This window comes from Halobacillus litoralis (assembly GCF_020524085.2).
In the GTDB taxonomy this organism is placed as follows: Bacteria; Bacillota; Bacilli; order Bacillales; family Halobacillaceae; genus Halobacillus; species Halobacillus litoralis_E.
In genome coordinates this window covers 1,942,578-1,964,310 of sequence record NZ_CP129016.1, presented here as the reverse complement: position 1 = coordinate 1,964,310, position 21,733 = coordinate 1,942,578, and the positions used below count along the sequence as shown (strand labels likewise).

The 21,733-nt window shown below is 42.5% G+C and carries 23 protein-coding genes and 2 pseudogenes; 10 read left to right on the top strand and 15 right to left on the bottom strand.

The window, feature by feature from the left end:
* Positions 1-57: 57 nt before the first annotated feature.
* Together LC065_RS09890 and LC065_RS09885 are read right to left on the bottom strand one after the other, a co-directional pair.
* Positions 58-1,407, bottom strand: coding sequence for a glucose-6-phosphate isomerase (locus LC065_RS09890; RefSeq protein ID WP_226591773.1), 1,350 nt, complete (start codon positions 1,405-1,407; stop codon positions 58-60).
* Between the two features lie 765 nt (positions 1,408-2,172).
* Positions 2,173-3,339 carry an iron-containing alcohol dehydrogenase gene (locus tag LC065_RS09885; RefSeq protein WP_226591775.1) on the bottom strand — a complete coding sequence of 389 codons (1,167 nt, stop codon included), beginning with the start codon at positions 3,337-3,339 and terminating at the stop codon, positions 2,173-2,175.
* 139 nt (positions 3,340-3,478) lie between these two features.
* Between LC065_RS09885 and LC065_RS09880 the strand changes: the two genes are divergently transcribed.
* Entirely contained in the window at positions 3,479-3,718 is a 240-nt protein-coding gene (locus tag LC065_RS09880) for a DUF378 domain-containing protein (RefSeq protein ID WP_226591777.1), read from the top strand.
* Positions 3,719-3,785: 67 nt separating this feature from the next.
* Here LC065_RS09880 and yugI read toward each other — a convergent pair whose 3' ends face one another.
* Complete coding sequence (gene yugI / locus LC065_RS09875) at positions 3,786-4,169, bottom strand: S1 domain-containing post-transcriptional regulator GSP13 (protein ID WP_146816654.1); 384 nt, start codon at positions 4,167-4,169, stop codon at positions 3,786-3,788.
* A 165-nt stretch (positions 4,170-4,334) separates the two neighbouring features.
* Here yugI and LC065_RS09870 point away from each other — a divergent pair, with 165 nt between their 5' ends.
* Together LC065_RS09870 and LC065_RS09865 are read left to right on the top strand one after the other, a co-directional pair.
* The gene (locus LC065_RS09870; protein ID WP_371933322.1) at positions 4,335-4,625 is read left to right on the top strand and encodes a helix-turn-helix domain-containing protein; all 291 of its coding nucleotides are present in this window, start codon (positions 4,335-4,337) and stop codon (positions 4,623-4,625) included.
* A gap of 357 nt (positions 4,626-4,982) precedes the next feature.
* Positions 4,983-6,161 (top strand): MalY/PatB family protein, encoded by a 1,179-nt coding sequence (locus LC065_RS09865; protein ID WP_226591781.1) that lies wholly within the window; start codon positions 4,983-4,985, stop codon positions 6,159-6,161.
* 29 nt (positions 6,162-6,190) lie between these two features.
* Here the strand turns inward: LC065_RS09865 and LC065_RS09860 are convergent, their stop codons facing one another.
* Positions 6,191-6,763 carry a superoxide dismutase family protein gene (locus LC065_RS09860; protein WP_226591783.1) on the bottom strand — a complete coding sequence of 191 codons (573 nt, stop codon included), beginning with the start codon at positions 6,761-6,763 and terminating at the stop codon, positions 6,191-6,193.
* Between the two features lie 87 nt (positions 6,764-6,850).
* Positions 6,851-7,045: a hypothetical protein gene (locus tag LC065_RS09855; RefSeq protein ID WP_226591785.1), complete on the bottom strand. Its 195-nt coding sequence runs from the start codon at positions 7,043-7,045 to the stop codon at positions 6,851-6,853.
* Between the two features lie 124 nt (positions 7,046-7,169).
* Between LC065_RS09855 and LC065_RS09850 the strand changes: the two genes are divergently transcribed.
* Both LC065_RS09850 and deoD read left to right on the top strand, forming a co-directional pair.
* Positions 7,170-7,550, top strand: a complete 381-nt coding sequence (locus LC065_RS09850) for a kinase-associated lipoprotein KapB (RefSeq protein ID WP_226591787.1) — start codon at positions 7,170-7,172, stop codon at positions 7,548-7,550.
* Between the two features lie 93 nt (positions 7,551-7,643).
* Positions 7,644-8,354 carry a purine-nucleoside phosphorylase gene (gene deoD / locus LC065_RS09845; protein WP_226591789.1) on the top strand — a complete coding sequence of 237 codons (711 nt, stop codon included), beginning with the start codon at positions 7,644-7,646 and terminating at the stop codon, positions 8,352-8,354.
* 37 nt (positions 8,355-8,391) lie between these two features.
* Here deoD and LC065_RS09840 read toward each other — a convergent pair whose 3' ends face one another.
* Together LC065_RS09840 and LC065_RS09835 are read right to left on the bottom strand one after the other, a co-directional pair.
* Entirely contained in the window at positions 8,392-8,619 is a 228-nt protein-coding gene (locus LC065_RS09840; protein WP_226591791.1) for a hypothetical protein, read from the bottom strand.
* A gap of 118 nt (positions 8,620-8,737) precedes the next feature.
* Positions 8,738-10,215: pseudogene (locus LC065_RS09835) on the bottom strand (leucyl aminopeptidase).
* A 274-nt stretch (positions 10,216-10,489) separates the two neighbouring features.
* Between LC065_RS09835 and LC065_RS09830 the strand changes: the two are divergent.
* On the top strand, positions 10,490-10,972 hold the full coding sequence (locus LC065_RS09830; RefSeq protein WP_089654136.1) for a divergent PAP2 family protein: 483 nt from the start codon (positions 10,490-10,492) through the stop codon (positions 10,970-10,972).
* A 45-nt stretch (positions 10,973-11,017) separates the two neighbouring features.
* On the opposite strand, the gene LC065_RS09825 is transcribed toward LC065_RS09830, so the two are convergent.
* From LC065_RS09825 to LC065_RS09815, 3 genes are all read right to left on the bottom strand, one after another.
* A complete protein-coding gene (locus LC065_RS09825; RefSeq protein WP_226591795.1) occupies positions 11,018-11,719 on the bottom strand; it encodes a 3D domain-containing protein in 702 nt (233 codons plus the stop codon).
* A 96-nt stretch (positions 11,720-11,815) separates the two neighbouring features.
* Positions 11,816-12,133, bottom strand: a complete 318-nt coding sequence (locus LC065_RS09820) for a YuiB family protein (protein ID WP_226591797.1) — start codon at positions 12,131-12,133, stop codon at positions 11,816-11,818.
* Between the two features lie 408 nt (positions 12,134-12,541).
* Entirely contained in the window at positions 12,542-13,762 is a 1,221-nt protein-coding gene (locus LC065_RS09815) for an NAD(P)/FAD-dependent oxidoreductase (protein WP_226591799.1), read from the bottom strand.
* Between the two features lie 295 nt (positions 13,763-14,057).
* On the opposite strand from LC065_RS09815, the gene LC065_RS09810 reads away from it, so the two are divergent.
* Positions 14,058-15,044, top strand: a complete 987-nt coding sequence (locus LC065_RS09810; RefSeq protein ID WP_306163931.1) for an NAD(P)/FAD-dependent oxidoreductase — start codon at positions 14,058-14,060, stop codon at positions 15,042-15,044.
* Positions 15,045-15,137: 93 nt separating this feature from the next.
* On the opposite strand, the gene LC065_RS09805 is transcribed toward LC065_RS09810, so the two are convergent.
* The 3 genes from LC065_RS09805 to LC065_RS09795 form a co-directional block, all read right to left on the bottom strand.
* Entirely contained in the window at positions 15,138-15,497 is a 360-nt protein-coding gene (locus LC065_RS09805; RefSeq protein WP_146816668.1) for a HesB/IscA family protein, read from the bottom strand.
* A 131-nt stretch (positions 15,498-15,628) separates the two neighbouring features.
* Positions 15,629-15,859 (bottom strand): YuzB family protein, encoded by a 231-nt coding sequence (locus LC065_RS09800; protein ID WP_089654142.1) that lies wholly within the window; start codon positions 15,857-15,859, stop codon positions 15,629-15,631.
* A 68-nt stretch (positions 15,860-15,927) separates the two neighbouring features.
* Positions 15,928-16,266 (bottom strand): YuzD family protein, encoded by a 339-nt coding sequence (locus LC065_RS09795; RefSeq protein ID WP_226591803.1) that lies wholly within the window; start codon positions 16,264-16,266, stop codon positions 15,928-15,930.
* A 165-nt stretch (positions 16,267-16,431) separates the two neighbouring features.
* On the opposite strand from LC065_RS09795, the gene LC065_RS09790 reads away from it, so the two are divergent.
* On the top strand, positions 16,432-16,626 hold the full coding sequence (locus LC065_RS09790) for a NifU family protein (RefSeq protein ID WP_306163930.1): 195 nt from the start codon (positions 16,432-16,434) through the stop codon (positions 16,624-16,626).
* A gap of 267 nt (positions 16,627-16,893) precedes the next feature.
* Here LC065_RS09790 and LC065_RS09785 read toward each other — a convergent pair whose 3' ends face one another.
* Positions 16,894-17,859 (bottom strand): 2-hydroxyacid dehydrogenase, encoded by a 966-nt coding sequence (locus LC065_RS09785; RefSeq protein ID WP_226591805.1) that lies wholly within the window; start codon positions 17,857-17,859, stop codon positions 16,894-16,896.
* Positions 17,860-18,047: 188 nt separating this feature from the next.
* Here LC065_RS09785 and LC065_RS09780 point away from each other — a divergent pair.
* Positions 18,048-18,554 (top strand): annotated as a pseudogene (locus LC065_RS09780) (phosphatidylglycerophosphatase A family protein).
* Positions 18,555-19,337: 783 nt separating this feature from the next.
* Positions 19,338-20,897, top strand: a complete 1,560-nt coding sequence (locus LC065_RS09775; RefSeq protein WP_226591809.1) for a hypothetical protein — start codon at positions 19,338-19,340, stop codon at positions 20,895-20,897.
* A 33-nt stretch (positions 20,898-20,930) separates the two neighbouring features.
* Here LC065_RS09775 and LC065_RS09770 read toward each other — a convergent pair whose 3' ends face one another.
* Positions 20,931-21,725, bottom strand: a complete 795-nt coding sequence (locus tag LC065_RS09770; protein ID WP_226591811.1) for a TIGR01457 family HAD-type hydrolase — start codon at positions 21,723-21,725, stop codon at positions 20,931-20,933.
* Positions 21,726-21,733: the final 8 nt, after the last annotated feature.

The window sequence follows — 21,733 nt, the reverse complement described above, 5'->3', positions numbered from 1 at the left end:
GCCCAAACAAAAAAAGCTCAGGTCATCCATTTTCTGGATGACCTGAGCTTTTCTTTTTTATTTCAAGCGATTTTCAAGTTCTTCTTTTTCTTTTTCAAATCCAGGCTTACCAAGTAGAGCAAACATGTTGACTTTGTATGCCTCTACACCTGGCTGGTCGAATGGATTTACACCCAATAGATAACCACTAATGGCACATGCTTTTTCGAAGAAGTACACGAGATATCCAAATGTAAATGCATCGCGTTTAGGCAGGTGCAAGATCAAGTTCGGCACATCCCCATCTGTGTGTGCAAGCATAGTACCAAGGTAAGCTTTTTCATTTACCTCGTCCACTGTTGCTCCAGCAAGGTAATTGAGGCCGTCCAAGTTCTGGCTGTCTTCCTCAATCGTAATGTCTGAAGATGGCGTTTCTACGTTCAATACCGTTTCAAACAGGTCTCGACGTCCTTCCTGCACGTATTGACCAAGAGAATGCAAGTCCGTGGAGAAGTTTGCAGAAGCAGGGAAAATTCCTTTTTGGTCTTTTCCTTCACTCTCTCCGAACAATTGCTTCCACCACTCAGCAAAATATTGAAGAGATGGTTCATAGTTCACAAGCATTTCAATCGTTTTTCCTTTGTTATAAAGGACGTTTCTGACAGCCGCGTATTGATACGCAGGGTTTTCAGAAAGCTTATCCGTGCTCAACTCACTTTGAGCTGCTTGTGCACCTTTCATCATTTCATCAATATCGATTCCGCTTGCAGCAATAGGAAGAAGACCAACCGCAGTCAAAACAGAATAACGACCGCCTACATCATCAGGTACCACGAAGGACTCGTAGCCTTGTTCACTAGCCAGTGTCTTAAGGGCCCCTTTATTTTTGTCAGTTGTTGCATAGATACGTTTACGCGCTTCGTCTACGCCATACTTCTCTTCAAGGAACTTACGGAAGATACGGAAAGCAATAGCCGGTTCTGTTGTCGTTCCACTCTTAGAGATCACATTAATGGAAACATCTTTGTCTTTAAGTACATCAAAAAGTTCATTCATATATGGTGCACTGATGCTGTTACCAACGAAGAACACTTGAGGAGTGTTTCTGTCATCAGAAGACAACTCATTATAAAAACTATGGTTCAACATTTCAAGCGCAGCACGTGCCCCTAAGTATGATCCACCGATTCCGATAACTAGCAAGACATCAGAGTCTGATTTAATCTTTTCAGCGGATTTTTTAATACGCGCAAATTCCTCTTTATCGTAAGCTTCTGGTAGTTCCAACCACCCTAAGAAGTCATTTCCTGCTCCTGTTTTTTCGTGCAGGGATTTATGTGCAAGAGATACAGCTCCTTGCATGTATTCTAGTTCATGCTCACCAAAGAAAGGTAAAGCTTTTTCGTAATCAAAACGAACATGTGTCATTTATGACCCTCCAAATCGTCATTTTTTGCTTGACCAATTTCACTTTATCGAAACCTTACCTTCAAATCAAGCCATCCCGAAATTGTAAACGGATACATACAAAACTTTCATACATCTGTAAAAATATTGGAATATTACTTATCCAAGAATAACCAACCAACTCAACAAACGCTTCCTTCAGTTGAAGACTCAGTTTCGAGATGTTTCCGTGGTTCGTTGCCATAATGAGCGTTAGGGGTGGTTGGAAAGCCGCTCGCTTTCCTGCGGGGATGACGGCAAGCCTCCTCGAGCTCCGCTCTGTGGGGTCTCGCCAGCCAATCCATTCCCGCGGGAGTCTCGCAGCTTCCCAACCACCCCATTCGATGAATGTGAGAAACGAACCCCTTTACCCATTTGGATTGTCATCCACTATACTACTGTTATAAGCATAAAGCGCCCTGTATCAAGCTCCCAAGATTCAAATACCTGGGCATGGGAGTTTTATCCTTATACTCCCAACTGCATATTCTAGAGGTGGTTTCGAGACACTCATACGGCCAAGGGGCGGAGGGAAACGGTGAGACTCCTATGGGACGTGTGGGACAGGTGAGACCCCGCAGGACGAAGTCCGAGGAGGCTCACCGCCCGCCCCATGGAAAGCGAACGGTTTCCCGGAGCCCCTACACGCACACAAACATCTCGAAATTGAGTCTTACACAATCCTGCCATTTAGCTGAATAAATGGATAAAAAAATCGGAGGGGAACCCCTCCGATTTTCACATATTTTATTTGGACATCTCCAAGATTTTCTGGACGTCTTCTTCATGCAATTGATTGAAGTTTCCGAATGGTCCTCGTTTCATTGCACGGTCGACGATGACATCGAATTTGTCGTCACCAATATCGTAATCAGCCAATGTTTCAGGAGCTCCAATTGAACTCCAGAAAGAACGTAGAGCTTTGATGCCCTCTTCAGCGACTTCTTTATCCGCTTTTCCTTCTGGATTAACACCGAATACCTTTGTAGCCAAACGCGCAAAACGTTGTTCATTGACCTCCATGTTGTGTTTCATCCAGTTCGGGAATAGAATGGCGAGTCCGCCTGCGTGTGGAATATCATAAACAGCAGATACTGCGTGTTCGATGTTATGGCTGGCCCAATCGCCTCGATATCCCATTTGAAGCATACCATTTAGTGCCACGGTACCAGCATACAAAATCGTTTCTCTATGCTCTAGTGACTCTAGGTTTTCAAGCAATTTAGGAGCTGTTTCGATGACAGTTCTCAATACACCTTCCACCATCTCATCTTGCACAGGAGATTGTGTTGGGTTGTGGAAGTACTGTTCAAACAAGTGTGTCATCATATCAACAATTCCATAGATCGTTTGATCTTTCGGAACGCTCACCGTGTAGGCGGGATCAAGAATAGAGAAAGTCGGGTTCGTTAGTGGCGCTGCTCCCCATCCATATTTTTCGTTCGTTTCCCAATTTGTAATGACAGCACCTGCATTCATCTCGGATCCTGTAGCTGCCAGGGTCAGTACGGTTCCGAATGGAAGAGCTGATTCAGGCTTCGCTTTTCTTGTAACGAGATCCCACGGAGCTCCATCGTAATTCGCGCCAGCGGCAATCGTTTTTGTACAATCAATGACACTTCCTCCACCTACAGCAAGAAGGAAATCGATGTTCTCTTCTTTACAAATCTGGACCCCTTTTTCAACAGTCGTCAATTTCGGGTTGGGTTCTACACCAGATAGTTCCTGAACTTCTACACCCGCTTCGTTCAATTGATTCATCACTTGGTCATAGACACCGTTCTTCTTTATACTTCCTCCGCCATATACAACGAGCACTTTTTTAGTGCCTGTCGGTAACTGGGAAGGTAATTGATTCAATTGGTCTTTACCGAAAATCAATTTCGTCGGATTATGAAACGTAAAAGCATCCATAATGGAATTCTCCTTTCTAAACTGAGCGTACGATGATATTATCCCCGAATTCCAAGGTATTCTCAAAAGATATGCAATTCGTATAATATTTTTCCCTGTGTTTAAGCTAATAAAGAATTGCGGAAAGGAGGTGTTTTAAATGAATTGGTTAAATCGTGTAGCACTTCTTCTAGTCATTGTTGGAGCGATTAACTGGGGATTGATTGGTTTATTTCAATACGATCTTGTTGCTGGACTTTTCGGAGGTGGTGAACAAGGAGCATGGCTTGCACGAGTCATCTACACACTTGTCGGTATTAGCGGACTTATCGTCATATCTCTTTATTTTTCACCGATAGCCGAGCATGAGGACGCACCGGCATCCGATCCGGCGGAATAATCTTAAAGAAATGAATCAACATAAAAAAAGGATCAGCCCTATAGGGCTGATCCTTTTCATATCTTTCTTATTTACGGAATTTCTCACGGTCGTCGGATTGCTTGATCCAATCTTCCAACTTGTCTTTCAGCGTGTTGAAACCAGCTGTTGACTCTTCTTGTTTAGGTGCTGCTTGCTTACGTGGACGGCGTGTTGCTGCTTTTGGAGCTTCCTGCGTCGCACGGATAGAAAGAGAATACTTATTGCTCTTCTCATCAATGTTCAAAATTTTAACTTGTACTTCATCACCCTCGGATAGGTGCTCGTTGATATCCTTCACGTAGCCGTGAGTAACTTCGGAAATGTGTACAAGACCTTGTACTTGTTCGTCCAAAGCGACGAACGCACCGTATGGCTGAATTCCTGTGACTTTACCTTCTAATACTTGACCTTCTTGAAACTTATCTGACATGCTATACAACTCCTGATTTAATTATTATTCGCTTCTTTTCACGCAATAAATGATTTTACCATAAAAGCGACCATTTAGCAAAGTAAACTTAAACTTCTCAAAACGTTTGAAATTTCCCATCCAATAAAGTGGTATAATATAGGAAAGAACAGAGGAGGTATGTTTATGTCCACTGGTAACAACATCCGTAAATACCGCGAATTGAAGAACTTCTCAAAGGAAGATCTGGCAATGAAAGCAAGAATTGGGGTCCACACTCTGGAAAGTTATGAAACTGACGAACGTATTCCTGAATTAGATACCATCCTTAAGATTTCAACGGTCCTTGATATCCCTGCCTCTGAATTGTTGGAAAACCATGAGGAAAACTCATCAGAAATGGATGAAGAATTACAAAACCTGATACAGGAAATTGGCGTGAAGCGTTCAAAACTCCTCCTAAAAAAAAGCCCGTGACTTCTCAGAACAGGACGTCCTTCGCGCAATGAATCTCCTCTATGATTTAAATCAACAAAAAAATTAAAAAAATAGGTTTATAATCTATGAAAGATGGTTATATTAAATAACGTAAGACTTTCTCGTATTCCCCCTGTGTAAGCAGAGCGAACGTTCGCTTTGCTTTTTTTTTGCCTTTTATTAAATACACACCTATAACATCCACGTTTTTCCATTAAAGGTATCCTCATTATTCTCCCGCACCTACCATGAACCATTTGCTATTCATGGACTCCTTGCACCCAAACAACATATTTTCATTCAACTGAGTGATTCGGGTAAGATAGATAACAAAATGGAGTATTGGAGGAAAACGATATGGAACATTTTGAAGAAGTCGTTTCAAGAAAAGGAACAAGGTCCGTCAAGTGGGACATGGCGGAAGATCTTTATCAGGATAAAGAAGTGCTGCCGATGTGGGTCGCTGATATGGACTTCAAGACTCCATCAGCTGTAACGAAGGCTATAAAAGAAAGAGCAGAACACGGAATTTTCGGATACACGATTCCCGATGACAAAGTCAAAGCAAGCATCACTCATTGGCTCGAAAGCCGTCATCAATGGAAAATAGATCCAGAGTGGATCACGTATAGCCCTGGAGTTATTCCATCCCTCCATATGATTATTCAATCGCTCACGGAAATTGGTGACCATATCATTATTCAGACTCCTGTCTATCCTCCCTTTTATAGCGTCATTAAGGATCATGGAAGACATGTAGTACAGAATCCTCTTCAATTGAACGAAGAGCAGTACGAAATTAATTTCACTGATTTCGAAAAGAAAATCAAAGATCACAACGTCTCCATGTTCATCCTTTGCAATCCTCACAATCCTGTCGGACGCGTATGGAAAAAAGAAGAGTTGCAAAAAATGATGGACATCTGCTTAAAATACGATGTCAAAGTGGTTGCAGATGAGATTCACGCAGATTTGATCTACCATGGACACGTCCATGTTCCTGTAGCAAGTTTGTCAAAAGAAGCTTCCAAACAAACCATCACATGCTTATCACCAACAAAGACATTTAATCTAGCAGGGCTTCAGGCTTCATACGTCGTTATTCCAGATGAATCAAACAAGAAAAAAGTCGATCGTTACTTTAAAAACCAAGGCATGTTGATGTTGAATACATTAGGCCTCACAGCTATGGAAGCGGCCTATGAACATGGGGAAGAATGGTTAGAAGAATTAATGGATGTTCTGAAAAATCATCGTGATTACGTCACTCACCGCTTCCACAACGAAACATCTTCCATCCGCGTTTTTCCAGCAGAAGGCACCTACCTTCTATGGCTGGACTGTAGAAAACTGAAGATGGACCAAACAGAGTTGAAGCGTTTTATGCAAAAAGAAGCGAAAGTGGGCTTGAACGATGGTGCTTCTTTCGGTGATGAAGGGGAAGGGTTCATGCGCCTCAATATAGCCGCCCCGAAACCGATTATTGAAGACGGCGTCACCCGTATCATTGACGCTGTGAAAGCGCAAGAACAATAAAAAAAGTCTCCCTATGTGGGAGACTTTTTTTATTCTTCCTGCTTCTTATCTGGCTCTGTAGGATCACTGGTTTCATCTTCATCTGCTTTTAAAGTAATTTTCCCACAAGCGATACGATCTCCTGAGTCTCCTGCTGGTTGTGTCATGCCATCATCCTGACCGCTGTGCAACACGATGGATGTCCCCTCATCTCTAAGCAAAGACTTCTGACCTTCTTTCAGCTTAGCTTCCGGCAGCATTAGTTTAGTGTCCACCATACCACTCTGGTCTGCTTCCACATTCGGCATGTCCCCGACGTGAGCGCCCTTTGGATTCATCAAACCATGGTCTTTAGAAAGGGGATTAAAGTGATTTCCGGCACTTTTGAAATCAGGAGCTTCACATTTCGGAAACTCATGGATGTGCACGGCATGCATGCCCGGTTCAAGACCTTCTACTTTCAATTGGACTTCTACCCCTTCCGGCTGCTCTGTCAGGGTTGCCGTGCCTATTTTATCGTTGTCGGCATTATAGATCGACGTTTTCAAGGGAGAACGCTCTTCTCCCGAACAGCCAGCAAGAATGAACACTAATGCAATCGATAAACCGATTAAGACTCTCATATAAATCCTCCGTTCCATGAAATACTCCATGGATAGTATCTCCATCGATTTATAAAAATATAACAAAAGCCCCGTCAGGCCCAGGGCCTAACGCGGCTTTTCATTTTTTCTATTGGTTTGCTCTTCTACTTTGTAGGCTTGGTCTACTTTCTGCTCTTCTTTTTTAGAAATCTTAATGAACCAAATCATTGTTACCGCGGCAAATACAATAAAAAGCATTAACATAACGATTGCTGGAATATACTCTGATTTATCTTCAGGAAAGTATAGAAATTCCATCATAATGCAACACATCCTTCTAACTAGAAGTATATCAAAGATTCACCTCACCAATGAAGAGCTTCACGATATCTTCACAATTTCAATTTTTGTTACAATAGAAGGAGTAAGTGAGAGGAGTGAGTGTATGTCAGATTTTCCAAACGGTTCATTCGTGAAAGCCCATTATAAAACAGGTATTTATATCGGAGAAGTCGTCGAAGACCGCAACCGCTTTTACCTTGTAAAAGTACTCGCCGTCGTTAAACACCCGATGCAAGGGGATCTTCATAACCCAGGCAAAACGGAAGAAGTCTTTTTCCATCAGCGGAAAGCTTTAAGCTACAATGAAAAAGCGAATGTACAAAAAGAAGCGGTTAAGCCTTTTGAAGGAGAAATCCCCTCCTACGAAGACTCTTTGAAGGAAGCGGTGGACGCTCTTAAAACGAAGCTTGTGAGAAGAGAAACGGAATTCAACCAGAGTGCGAAAAAACAGCTGGATGATTTAGAGAAGCAGTACTTTGGGTAAATGGAAGGATGACAGCGCTTTTTTTCGTATTTGTTTTCTATTCAAGGGTATGGTAATTTTATATAGTCAAAAGTAATGGAGGAGGTCATATCCATGACAACACATATTGGAGCGAAACCTGGAGACATTGCAGACAAGATCCTTCTTCCTGGTGATCCGCTACGAGCGAAATACATTGCAGAAAACTTTTTAGAAGATGCGACATGCTATAACGAAGTACGAGGCATGTACGGTTATACAGGTACTTATAAAGGTGAAAGAATTTCCGTGCAGGGAACAGGCATGGGCGTTCCATCCATCTCCATCTACATTAATGAATTGATGGAAAGCTACGGTGTTCAAAAGCTGATCCGTGTCGGTTCCTGCGGTGCATTGCAAAGCGACGTTAAAGTCCGTGACGTCATCCTTGCATCTACATCCACAACCGATTCACAAATGAACCGTATGGTCTTCGGCGGCATTGACTTTGCACCGACAGCTGATTTCAACCTTCTTAAAAATGCGTATGATGCGGGAACAGATAAAGGGTTGAAGCTAAAAGTCGGTAACGTCTTTACCAGCGACAGCTTCTACCGCGATCAAGCGATGGATCTTTTCAATCTCCTCGCGAAATACAATGTGCTGGCAGTAGAAATGGAAACAACAGCGCTGTACACCCTAGCAGCAAAATACAATCGTCAGGCTCTATCGGTATTGACGGTAAGTGACCATATCCTTACAGGGGAAGAAACGACGGCAGAAGAACGCCAAACAACATTCAACGAAATGATCGAAGTCGCTCTAGAAGCAGCGATTCAAGACTAATGAAGAAGCACCCCTACAGTGAATGTAGTGGGTGCTTTCATTTTGGTGCAATTTCCTCTATATCGTTGATTTTGACCACATAGATTCGGTCACCAATGCTGATAAGAACGTTCTCGCCCCACACTCTTTCCACTTTTCCGAAATAAGCACCATTCACCGTATGAACGGTAAGGAAAGTCCCTAGATTCTTTTTTATCATTTTTAGGATGGTGCGCTTGCGTGACGAGGGACGGATTTTCCGCCACAACGATGTCAGTTGGAACATCTCCCAGCCTCCCCGTTCATCTCCCTCCCTATATGTTATACGGCTGTGTTCTGTGAGGTGCGAGGTCTGGAACTATAAAAACATGAAAAAACCCCCCCAAAAGCGGGAGGTTTTAAAACTATTTCATAATATATTGAGCTAACGTTTTGGACATGACCCCAGTCGGACCTTTAGGACCCAAATCGTGAGGACCATCCGCTATGGATGTGCCTGCAATATCCAAGTGGACCCACGGTACGTTTTCAACGAAGGCACCGACAAATGCTCCACCCATGATTGGGTGTGCTTTTCTCGTCGGTGAGTTGTTCAGATCAGCAATCGAACTTTTTCTCACTTGCGCTTTATAATCATCATTGTAAGGTAAAAGCCAAATCGGCTCTCCTACAGATTTCCCTGCCCCTTCAACATCCTTGTAAAGCTGTTCATCATTTGTCATAGCGCCTGTCATCCAGGAACCTAATGCCGTAACGACGCCCCCAGTCAAAGTAGCAACATCAATCACTCGATTCGCTCCCCTGGCTCTGAGCGTAGGTGACCCCATCAGCAAGGGCAAGACGTCCTTCTGCATCTGTATTCAACACTTCAATCGTCAGCCCGCTCATAGACGTAATCACATCGTCCGGCTTAAAGGCATCTCCTGAAATCATATTGTCGGATGATGGAATGACAGCAATCACGTTCTTTTTCGGCTTCAATTGACCGATGGTTTCCATAGCGCCGAGAACAGCTGCCGCTCCACCCATATCACCTTTCATACCTGGCATTCCGGTTTTGGGCTTAATCGAATAGCCACCTGTGTCATAAGTAATTCCTTTTCCAACGAGGGCTGTGACATCTTTCCATTCTTCCAGGGCCTTGATATTTGAGTACTATCATTTTGGGCGGTTCTACTGATCCTTGGTTGACAGCCAGTAAAGCTCCCATCCCTAGTTCTTCCATATCCTCTTTTTCAAGGATGCTCAATTCAAACTGATAGTCTTCTGCCATCGTTGTAGCGAACTCAGCCATTTCAGATGCAGTCAAAACATTCGCAGGCAGATGAACCAAATACCTTGCCGTGTTCACTCCATCCGCGAAGGCTTGCCCTCTATTTAAAGCTTCAAGGACCGTCTTTTCCTCTTGTTTTGTCCAAACAGTGAGTTCATTGATGTCCACCGGTTCTTTTTGGTTGGTTTTAAAAGAAGGAAGACGATACGTCGATGTCAGCATAGCTTCTGAAAGAAGAGCGGAGTACCGTTCTGTATCTTTCCCTTTAGGAATAAGACTCTCGAGTAAAACAGTAACAGAGGACACTTCGTCTTTAACTAAGCTTTGAAATACACGACCAAGCGTTTTGCGGTACTTGTTTTCCTCAAATTCATGTGATGATCCAAGACCCATGACATAAATGCTCTTCAATTCCTTTTCATTCATGACTAAAACCTTATCGAGTTTATTACTTTTCGCAGACAAATGTCCGGCTTTTATGTATGCTTCAAGATCGACTCCACATGAATCTTTCACCATGTCGATCGTATCTGTGTTCACTTCTTTATCTTCAAAAAGTCCCACAAGTAACGATCCCGTATCTTTCCATTCGTTTGTTACAGTAAACATATTGATACACCTCCATATCAAGTATACACAATCTCACTATATTTTCCTTGGGAAAAAGATCCGTTTTTCTATCTTAACTTAACATGAATATAACTATCTCGCTCCCCAGGACATATGGTATAATGACTTTGCTCCACCATCATACAAATGCTACAAAAGAACATGCCATACTCTTATGGATGCACTTTATTTGTTCACCCATACTACATTGTATGAATGAACAACTACATAGATTGTCATTTCTATTCCCCGGAAGATCAGAAAGGATGTCAACATGCTATTAGATTTAGTGCAAAACTTTCCCCTTTGGGCGTCGATCGCTGCTATTCTTTTCGCCCAAGTGATTAAAATCCCTATTCAATTCATAGCATCTAGACAATTGAATACAAGCCTCGCCTTCAGTACAGGCGGCATGCCCAGCAGTCACTCCGCAGCAGTTACCGCACTGGCCACAGGTGTTGGTATTGAACAAGGGTTCGGCTCATCCGTTTTTGCGATTGCCTGCGTGTTCAGTATCATCGTCATGTTCGACAGTACAGGAGTAAGGCGACAAACGGGTGAACAAGCCATTATGCTGAATATCTTACTAAACGATTTCAACCGGTTCGTAAGTGAAGCCAAAAGCTGGCAGCAAAAAGAAGGCTATCAAAAGAAAGAAGAACTAAAAGAACTGTTGGGCCACCAGCCAATTGAAGTTTTCTTCGGGGGGCTGACAGGTATTCTGCTCACTTTCCTTCTTCATTCCCTGATCTACTAAAAAATAAAAAATCTCTTCCGAATCCATTGGGACGGAAGAGATTTTTTATTGGCTCATTTGGGAGCGGAAGACTTGCAACGATTCATCCTCATTCAATTTCTTAAAATCTTCTTCTGACAGTTGACCGTTGCCCTCTTCAACTACATAAACATTAAGTGTTTGCTTCCCCCATTGATTGTAAACATCATTCACGGTTGGAAAATAAAGATCAAGCTTATTTCCTTTGATGGCCCCGCCAATATCTGCAACCACTCCATACCCGTAACCAGGGATAAATAACACAGTCCCTAACGGAAACATTTCTAAATCAGCAGCAATGGTAGAATATAAATCCCGCTTCACATTTACCCCTGAATACGTAATTCCATACCCAGGGTGCTCCGGGGTTTTACCTGTGGATTCATACCCCGCCGTATAACCTGTCGCTACAACTTCATGGCTCGGGTATTGACTGAAATCAATCGTTTCTTCCAACAGTTCTACCGCTTCTATGACCGCACTCGATACGTAGGTCTGTGGGGCATTTTTCATTTTTAAGCTTTTCTCAGAAAAAGCTCGATCTTTTTGAAGAAGAGTCTCCCCTTCTAAGGTTTCCCCTTTGAATTTAGACGAAATCCATTCGTCAAAATCTGAGAGCGATAGGTTTGTTACATTTGTAAAAGTACTATAAAGAGCAAAGCTGAACAGGAGAATAAAAAAGATAGACTTCGTCCGCTTGTTCATGAAATCACCTCTAGGTGTAATCATGTCCAAGCCCCATTTTTTTATTCAGTCGAGGCTTCATCCCCTTTTTAGTAAGATCAAAAAAAGCTAACAGCACGACATGCTGTTAGCCTTTCCATTTTAAAACATTTGATATCCACTTTTACGTAATTTTTTAATTACAATCCCAGCCACTATAGTCCCTACGAATCCACTTGCTAAGATAACGATATCCACAAGCTTTAGGTTAGATAATTGTTCAAAGACTGTAGGAAATGCTGTCCCTGGAGCCGATAAATACTTTGTCCATGAAAAGTCATCCACGATGAAAAGCACGATGATCGGATACACAAAGGCCATCAACCATGAAGAACGCAAAATCATATTCAATAAGAAAGAGATTCCGAAGAATAACACGAAAAATAACAACATTGACACGATGAACTGCACGATATTCACTAACGTTTCCCCCTATGTATGTTCAACGAAACACAAACGAATCCAAATTTCATTCTATAACGGTTACATAAAAAGCGCAAGAGCTCTCCATAACGATCCAGTTTGTTACTAAACAAACTGGCAGGATTGTGGAAGACTCGGTTTCGAGGCTTTTTTTGAATGGGTTGGAGCTGCGGGGAATAACTCGCTTTCCGCGGGAGCGCGATGAGCCTCCTCAGGCTGACGCCTTGCGGGGTCTCACCTAGCACTCTTTTCCCGCAGGAGTCTCGCCATTCCCCTCCGCTTCTTCGCCACATCAGTGTCTCGAAACTGACCCTTCAAGAATAAGGAGCTATTGTAGGAGAAGAACGGTAAATTTTTTTATGAAAAAAGCGAAAGCAGTGGTTCTGCTTTCGCTTTTCGTAAGGTTTAATGGAAGAAGTTTAGTTTTCCTTTTTTAAGGACAAGTGGTACGCCACCTAGTTTCAGCAGGTAGCGGTTATCGATAATTTTCTTCATCGCCGTCGCTGACCATCCGAACAATTTCTTGTCATCAAAGACCACGCCTATGGCATCATTATGACCAAGAGAGGCTACGGTTCCTTTCAAGTCTGGCTCAAATGGTTCAAGGTGATCGTCACCTCTAATTAGACGAGTGAGGTTAGCTGCTGTTTGCTCCGCTTGCTGAATGGCAATTTGCGCCGTTGGTGGATAAGGGCGTCCCGTTTCCTCATTCATAATCAAAGCACAATCCCCGACAATAAAGACATCGTCAAAACCTTCTGGACGTAAGTCCTCTCCTACTGGGGTACGACCACGGTTCGCTTCAAACCCTGCTTTTTCAACAAGGGAGTTTCCACGGACACCAGCCGCCCACACAACCGTGTTCGTTTCAATCTCTTCTCGCTGCTCGTCTTTTTCAAACACGAGTTTGTTCTCTGTCACTTCTTTGATCATCGCTCCGATTTTAAATTCAACGCCTCGTGCTTCCAGGGAGTTCATTGCGTACTCTACTAGTTCAGGGTCAAATCCTGGTAGTGCCGTTGGAGCAGCTTCCACGTTGATGATACGTACGTTTTCACGCGGGATGTCGTATTGTTTACAAAGCTCCGGAATACGGTTTGCGAGCTCACCTACGAATTCGATGCCTGTGAATCCGGCACCCCCTACAACGATGTTCAAGCGTTCCTGCTTCTTCTCCGCTTCATTGTTATATTTTGCGAAGTTATATTCAATGTGCTGACGAATCATCCGCGCACTATTAATGCTGTTTATAGTAAAGGCATTCTCCTTAAGACCAGAGATTCCAAACGTGGCCGCCTCAAAGCCAAGGCCGATCACAAGGTAGTCATAAGAGAGTTCTCCGTCTTCTAGCCGTACCTTTTTCTCTTCGGGCTTGATATCCGTAACGGTATCTTGGACGAAATTCACCTTACTCGTATTGAGGACATCTTTGATTTGAATGCGTGTGCGGTCATGGTGTAAAGTACCCGCAGCATTTTCATGCAACCATGTCGTTTGATAATGGTAGCTATGTTTATTGACAAGTGTCACGTTTGCATCATTTGCACCTAAGCTTTTCTGTAACTTCACTGCTGTCATGATCCCGCCATATCCGGCACCGAGAATCACAATGTTAGGGTTTCTCATGATTTAATCACTTCCATCTCGTAATAATGATCCATTGACTAATGCTTGTGACTATTTTCACAAAAGAGAACATGAAAAAACCTGAATCGGCTTCAGGGGAAAATTGTCACAAATTCTTACTATTTATTATGTTTTTATCTTAGACCTTTTTTTAACCATTTTCAACCCATAAATCCTTTATCGGAATTATACAACAATTACCCCTTTGTAAAGGTTTACATCCCCTCATTGTTCCCATCAGAAATTTTTTTATGATAGAATGTATTTTAGTGAAATTTTCATCAGGAGGTTTATTATGAGTGAAAAAATATACGATATAACGGTAATCGGCGGTGGGCCGGTTGGTTTATTCACAGCATTCTATGGTGGAATGCGTGAAGCAAGTGTAAACATCATTGAAAGTCTTCCCCATCTAGGAGGTCAACTGACCGCTCTCTACCCAGAAAAATACATTTTCGACGTAGCCGGATTTCCAAAAGTGCGAGCACAAGAGCTTGTTGACAACTTAGAGGAACAAGCGATGATGTTCAATCCTACCATCTCTCTGAACCATGAAGTGGTTTCCGTTGAAAGAATGGATGATGAAACCATTAAACTGACGACAGACAAAGAAGTTCATTATACAAAGACCATTATTATCACAGCAGGAAACGGAGCTTTCCAACCACGGAAACTGAAAATTGAAGATACAGAACGTTTTGAAGAGACGAACCTCCATTACCACGTCAGCAATATGGATAAGTTCCGGGATAAAAAAGTCATGATTGCCGGCGGCGGAGACTCTGCTGTCGACTGGGCCCTTATGCTTGAACCAATTGCTGAACAAGTGACTCTAGTCCATAGAAGAGATAAATTCAGAGCACACGAACATAGTGTGTCACAGCTCAATGAATCCAACGTCAGAATTATGACTCCATTCACTCCTGAAAAAATGATTGGTGATGAACGCATTGAACAGGTGGAATTGAAAGAAGTGAAAGGGGATCGAGTAGAAACGATTGACGTTGATGATGTGATTGTAAACTACGGTTTCATCTCCTCCCTCGGTCCGATAAAAGATTGGGAATTGGAAATCGAAAAGAACAGCATCGTCGTCAATTCCAAGATGGAAACCAATATCAAAGGGATCTATGCAGCGGGGGATATTTGCACCTACCCTGGGAAAGTGAAACTGATTGCTTCCGGCTTTGGTGAAGGCCCTACGGCAGTTAACAACGCTAAAGCCTATATCGACCCAGGTGCTCGTGTTCAACCTAAACACTCGACAAGCATGTTTTCATAAAAAAGCAAAAGGAAGAAGCCTCTTAAGTGGACTTCTTCCTTTTTTAATTCCGAGATAAGAAAAACCTTTCTGTAAACACAGAAAGGTTTGATATTAACAATTTGGATCTGGTGTTCCAGCATTGGTTGCTGTTTTGAACGAAGATCCACATCCACATGACACAATCGCATTCGGGTTATCAATGGTGAACCCGCCACCCATCATATTCTGTTTGAAATCGATGGTCGTACCTTCCACAATAGCGGCGTCTTGACGGTTGATGACTACCGGGATCCCACTGGACTCCTCTACAAGATCAAGTTCCTCATTGATTTCATCTTCGAAGCCCATGGCATAAGACAATCCACTGCAGCCTCCACCTTTAACACCGAAGCGAAGACGAACTTCTCCTTCTTCTTCTTTCATCATCTCTTTGATTTGGTGACTTGCGGCTTCTGTGATATTCAGAATCATACCAAGCCTCTCCTTTCTCTTCTTATCGTCAGTATACTAAATGGCTGATCTTTTAATCAAACATCCTGTATTCGCAAAGGAAAAGGCACCCTTGTTTAAAGGATACCTTTTCCTTCCATAGCAACACCGTCTTATAGGGTTTCGTCCAAATGTTCATAAATTTTATCGACTAATTCATCCGGTGTATCGGCCATGACACGATCTCCTTCTACAACAGCATATAACGTCTGGGAACATAGTCCACAGTTTCTTAAACACCCATATTCGACAACATCAAGATCAGGATCCTTCTCAAGCGTTTCTTTTGCTTCCTGCGATCCACTGATCAAGTTATTGATACAAAATTCAATTAATGGATTCATCCGCTTCACCTCTAAATTGGATGAAACCCTATCTCATCCTAATCATATCATACCGTCAGCCACGTCTGCTATGAATTTTCCTTTCGATGGAGTCCGTTCTTATCCAAGGCCTTATAAACATTTTTCAATCTAGGATCTCCCTCGCCTACAATTTCATTCTCAACAAGGACGAGAGGATAAAACAGCTCATCATCTAACAGCTGTTGGATAATAGAAGGATCCGCTCCATCCTGAGCTTCTTCCTGGATATCATAGTAATTGTAGGTAACCATTGAATCGTTATACTTTCTTCCAATAGCTGCCTGCAGCCACTCATATGTTTCCTTTGAACCAGGTGCGTTCACACAGCTGGCACATTTCACATCAGCTCCATAAACCGCTACTCTAACTTCCTGGTGCTCCCCCATCCGTACCCTCTCCCTTTTTATATTCCGTTTTTTCTATTTTACAAAAGAAAAGAAAAAAGATAAAATGATAATAGTTCTCAATATTATTATACAGAGACTTAGACAACCATAGATTTTTTAGCTGTTTCGTTTTATAATGATACTTAAGAAAGGGGAAGATTGAACATGAATGAACAGGTTCAAGAGGTACTCAATAAACTTCGCCCATTTTTACTACGTGACGGTGGGGACGTCGAGCTTGTCGATGTTGAAGACGGAATCGTCCGTCTGCGACTTATGGGTGCTTGCGGAAACTGCCCAAGTTCCACAATCACTTTGAAAGCAGGGATCGAAAGAGCTCTTGCACAAGAAGTACCATGAATTTACGAAGTCGAGCAAGTATTTTAATACACCTGACCGAAAGAGCCGCTCCATAAGAGCGGCTCTTTTTTTGTTATACTCATCCATATTTTAATGTGAAATAAGCTCCCGATTGTGGATAACTTAGATCCGGGAAGTGTTTGCTATCTTTAAAGTCAAGGCTGGTTGGAAAGCGACTCGTTCCCCACAGTTCCCCTCCGCTCAAAAAACATCTCGAAATCAATTCTCCAAGATGACTTCCAGACTCGAAAAATAAATAAAGACATTTTAAGGAACAGGTGTAAGTAACGGTTTTCCCTGGAAGTGATGAACGAGGTTATCCAGACTAAGCTTCATCATATTATATCTTGTTTCCTTCGTAGCTGAACCGATATGCGGCAAACAGACCACTTCAGGGCATGAAAGCAATGGATGGTCGGAGGAAATCGGTTCTTGTTCAAACACATCAAGCCCCGCTCCGGCAATATCTTTATTTATAATTGCCTCATATAACGCTTCTTCATCTACTGTAGCACCTCTGGAAGCATTGATAAAAAAAGCATCCTTTTTCATACTATGGAATGCTTCCTTATTAAACATGTGGTGGGTTTCATCTGTTAAAGGAGTCAAACACACGACATAGTCGGATTGTTCAAGCAACCCCTTAAAATCTGCATAGCTCGCACCATGAGACTCTTCGGCTTCAGGTTTACGAGAACGATTATAATACAATATATTCATACCGAAGCCTTTCGCCCTTTTTGCAACCGCTTCTCCAATTCTCCCCATCCCGACAATACCTATTGTTTTCCCGTGAATATCCGTACCGGCTAACATCAGCGGAGACCAATGCTCCCACTTGTTGTCCTTTATGTATTGGCTTGCCTCTACGACTCTCCTCGCTGTAGCCATCAACAAACCGAAGGTGAGATCCGCTGTAGTTTCCGTAAGCACATCTGGTGTATGAGTTACAGCAATATCTAATGTCTCCGCTGTTTTCACATCCACATTATCATAGCCAACAGCCATATTCGCTATGATGGACAGATTGTTGGATTTTCGAAGCATTTGTTCATCAACATTTTCCGTCAACATGGTCAATAAACCTTGAGAAGATTGGGCATGTTCCATCAACACTTGGCGACTTACAGGTTCCACTTCACTTGGCCACATCTCAATATCCAAGTGTTCTTTATAAGGGTCCACGACTTCATCAGGGAGACGGCGGGTAATAAACACTTTTGGTTTCGTCAATGATCGAACCTCCATTCATTTTTTACTATTTTATCATAGGAAATAACCATTGAGGCTTTCCAACCTTCTACACTTTTGCACCTTCAAGAAGAAGTTTTGATATAATGAACATAACACCGCCCGTTTGTGCAATAATAAACGCGGGTATGGTGCTGTGCAAGTCATGATGAGCAGGGAGGTTTTTCACTATGGCAGAAGAAAGAAAAGTATCCACTCTTGAAAAAACAGCAAGAGATTGGCTGGTGGAAAGAGGGGTCACCATTGATGACATTGCGGACCTTGTCTATTACTTACAGTCTAAATATCACGATGATTTATCCATGGATGACTGCCGCTTTAATGTGAACAAAGTACTTACAAAGCGTGAAGTTCAAAATGCAGTCATTACTGGGATTCAAATGGATCGTCTGGCAGAAAAGAAAATGCTTGAAGAGCCATTACAGTCCACCATTGAAGTAGACGAAAGCCTTTATGGAATTGATGAAATCATTGCCTTTTCCATCGTTAACGTTTACGGATCCATCGGTTTTACCAATTACGGGTATATTGATAAACAAAAACCATGAATCTTACAAAAACTAAATGATAAGTCCTCAGGAGAATGTCACACATTCTTAGATGACATTGTCGGGGCCATTGCTGCCGCCGCTTCCAGCAGACTCGCCCACACCATCGCTGGAGACAACGAGGTATAATAAAAGATGAATAATGTAAGTATAAAGTAGTTCAATGTATTGTACGTTCTGTACCTTCCCATTGAACTGCTTTTTTATTTTCCTCAATTCTTCTTCAATAAAAGCTCCCGATTGTGGAAGACTCAGCTTCGAGACAATTGAGTGGTTCTAGGGGCTCCGGGAAAAGGTTCGCTTTCCATGGGGCGGGCGGTGAGCCTCCTCAGGCTACGCCTTCCGGGGTCTCACTTGTCCCACACGTCCCATAGGAGTCTCACCGTTTCCCTCCGCCCCCTTTACCAAAGAAGATTCTCGAAACCACTCCTAAAAGGGCAGCTCGAATGATTATGGGAAGTGGATGACTAGAACACATCAACAGTACGTTAAAGCTTGATCCACAGAACTTTACACCTCTAACAGTTGGATAGTGGAAGAACCATTCAACATGGTACAAGGGTTCGTTTCTCCGTTACATCGAAAGGGGTGGTTGGGAAGCTGCGGGACTCCCGCGTGAATGGATGGACTGGCAAGACCCCACAGTGCGAAGCACGAGGTGGCTTGCCATCATCCCCGCAGGAAAGCGAGTAGCTTCCCAGCCAACCCTGACGCCCAACAAGGCAACGAACCCCGGACACATCTCGAAACTGATCCTTACACAATCCTGCCATATACCTTTATAAGGAGCAGAAATAAGCTATATATGATTTTTCAGACTTTTTTTCATATCGTATTTTTATTTTTCTGAAACCTTTATAATCTTAACTACGTACTACAAGAAGATACAGAAAAAGGAAGGAGATGCAATAGATGAAAAGTTGGAGAGGAAAGTTGGTTTGGCTGCTTCCTTCGATTATCGTTCTAATCGCTGTAAGCTTACTGTTTTCTCATAATTATCAAAAAGTCACCGAGCCTCCGGATGAGAATTGGAGCCGTTCCTTGGATATTGGAACCACACCTGTTTTACGGCCCCCTAATGTTGGCCTTCACGAAGGAAACCCGTCCGTTTCCTTTCTTACGGAAAATGGGATCCAACAAAACATTTACAATGCTCAATATGAAATAAAGGAAGAAAACTCATATGAGATTCCCGTCGATAAATTCACTCAATTCTACATAGGTGAAAACAAAGTGATTTATGCCGATTATTACAGTATGTATGATCAAGGGACAGGGGAGAAAATCACTGACGTTCAAGCATTTTACCCTCTCGATAGCGGAGCTTTTTACAGGAATGAGGATAAGATTTATAGCTTTGAAATAAATGAATCTGCTAGTGAAGAGCTTTTATCACTGGAAAATCCGAAAGCCTCGGTCCATATGACAGAGACAGACAACGGTACTTATTTATTGACAGATGAAGTGACGTCCTCAGGAAACTTACTGAAATACTACCAAGTGGAAGAAAACAGTATAAATCTACTCGGTGAAGCAACTTTCACAGTCAAAGAATCCGAACAAGTCAACGATATCCAATTTACGACCAAAGAAAACAGATATCAGCTGCTTGTAACAACGATACAAAAACAAAGCCAATCTGGTAGGATTCAAAATCATTATTACTATGCAGAGGCTCCCTTTGGAGAAAACCCTGACCTGAACAGGGTGAATTTTCAAGATCCTTTCTCGACGGATGAACTGAAAGAAATAACAGACCTAAGCATTCATAATACGGAGAACGGACCAGTACTTCTCTTTAAGGCAAACGGTTGGACGGACACGCTATTTCGACCTGGCCCACAATTTAACATTTACCAAGCAACGATCAGTGAAAGTAGCGCTACAACAGTAACACGGTTAAGCAATACACCGTCATTCTCTAATTTTCCAGTTAGGCTAAATGAAGAAACAGTTTTGTGGGTGGATAATGGAGGAGACAATCATAAGCTATTACTAGCTTCAAGCCAACCTGAAGTGGTCCAGAGCGCTGACCAGGTAACAAAACAAGGGTTGTTGCTTGCTTCCGGGAAAACGATTGGTATGCTTTCCGCAGGATTATTTGCCCTAATCATCTCTACATTCTGGTTTCTATGGCCTTTGCTATTCATGATATTCATCATGTTTTCTAAAGCCGACGCTCTGGATCAAGACCGCTCTTGGGTTCTTTATACAGGAATTCTCATATACCTAGTGGCAGCCATTGTGGTTAGAGACCCAATGTTTTCTGATGCGCTTCTCGCTAGAGCTCCCGATTATTTAAGTTTTCCTGGTAGTCCTATACTGTTTTTACTTGGTTTTGCAGGCATTGCTTACGGAATATTAAAAGCCGCGGCACGTTCAAAAGATTGGTCCAATCCCATCCAATTAACCTATTTTATAGGGATACACGTTCTTTTCATTACTGTATTTTTTGGTCCCTACCTGATGTGAAAAAACGACCAGAGCTATTCTCTGGTCGTTTTTCTACTTCTCTTCATTCGAATTCAAATGTTGGATCCATTGGAATAAATCTTTGCATTTGTATGTGGGCTGATGGTCATTATCCTTGATTTCATCAAACGTACTCAATCCAGTCTCTACCATTAATGTATCCATACCCGCTGACATACCAGCTTTAATATCTGTGTTGTAATTGTCCCCAACCATTAAGACGTCCTTTTTATTATGTCCTAACCGTTTCAGAGCCCTAGACATAATTAACGGCTCAGGTTTACCTACAAACACTGGGTCCACACCGGTACTCACAGAAATCACGGATGTCACAGCTCCATTTCCTGGCACAAGCCCACGCTCTGTAGGTATAGCAATGTCTCCATTTGTACTTATGAAAGCAGCTCCATTCCTAACCTCCAAACAAGCTATGGCCAGCTTCTCATAATTAATTTCCCGGTCAATACCAATCACCACGAAGTCTGCTCCCTCTTCCACCAATTCCAAACCCTCTTGGCGCAATGCATCGAATAACCCTTCTTCCCCGATGGCAAAAACGCGGGCATTTTCTTTTTCACTCCTTATATATTCAGCGGTTGCAAGACTACTCGTATAGACTTGCTCTGGTTTAGCCTGGACTCCGATTTGATTGAGTTTCTCTGCAATTTTATCAACAGTTTTTGAAGAGTTATTTGTCAAATACATAAATGGAAGGTTCTTCGATTTTAAGTACTCGACGAATTCAGCCGCCCCTTCAATTCTTTCAGCACCTTTGTACATGGTTCCATCGAGATCAATAAGATAGCCTTTGTATTCCTTCTTGCTCATAACTTTAC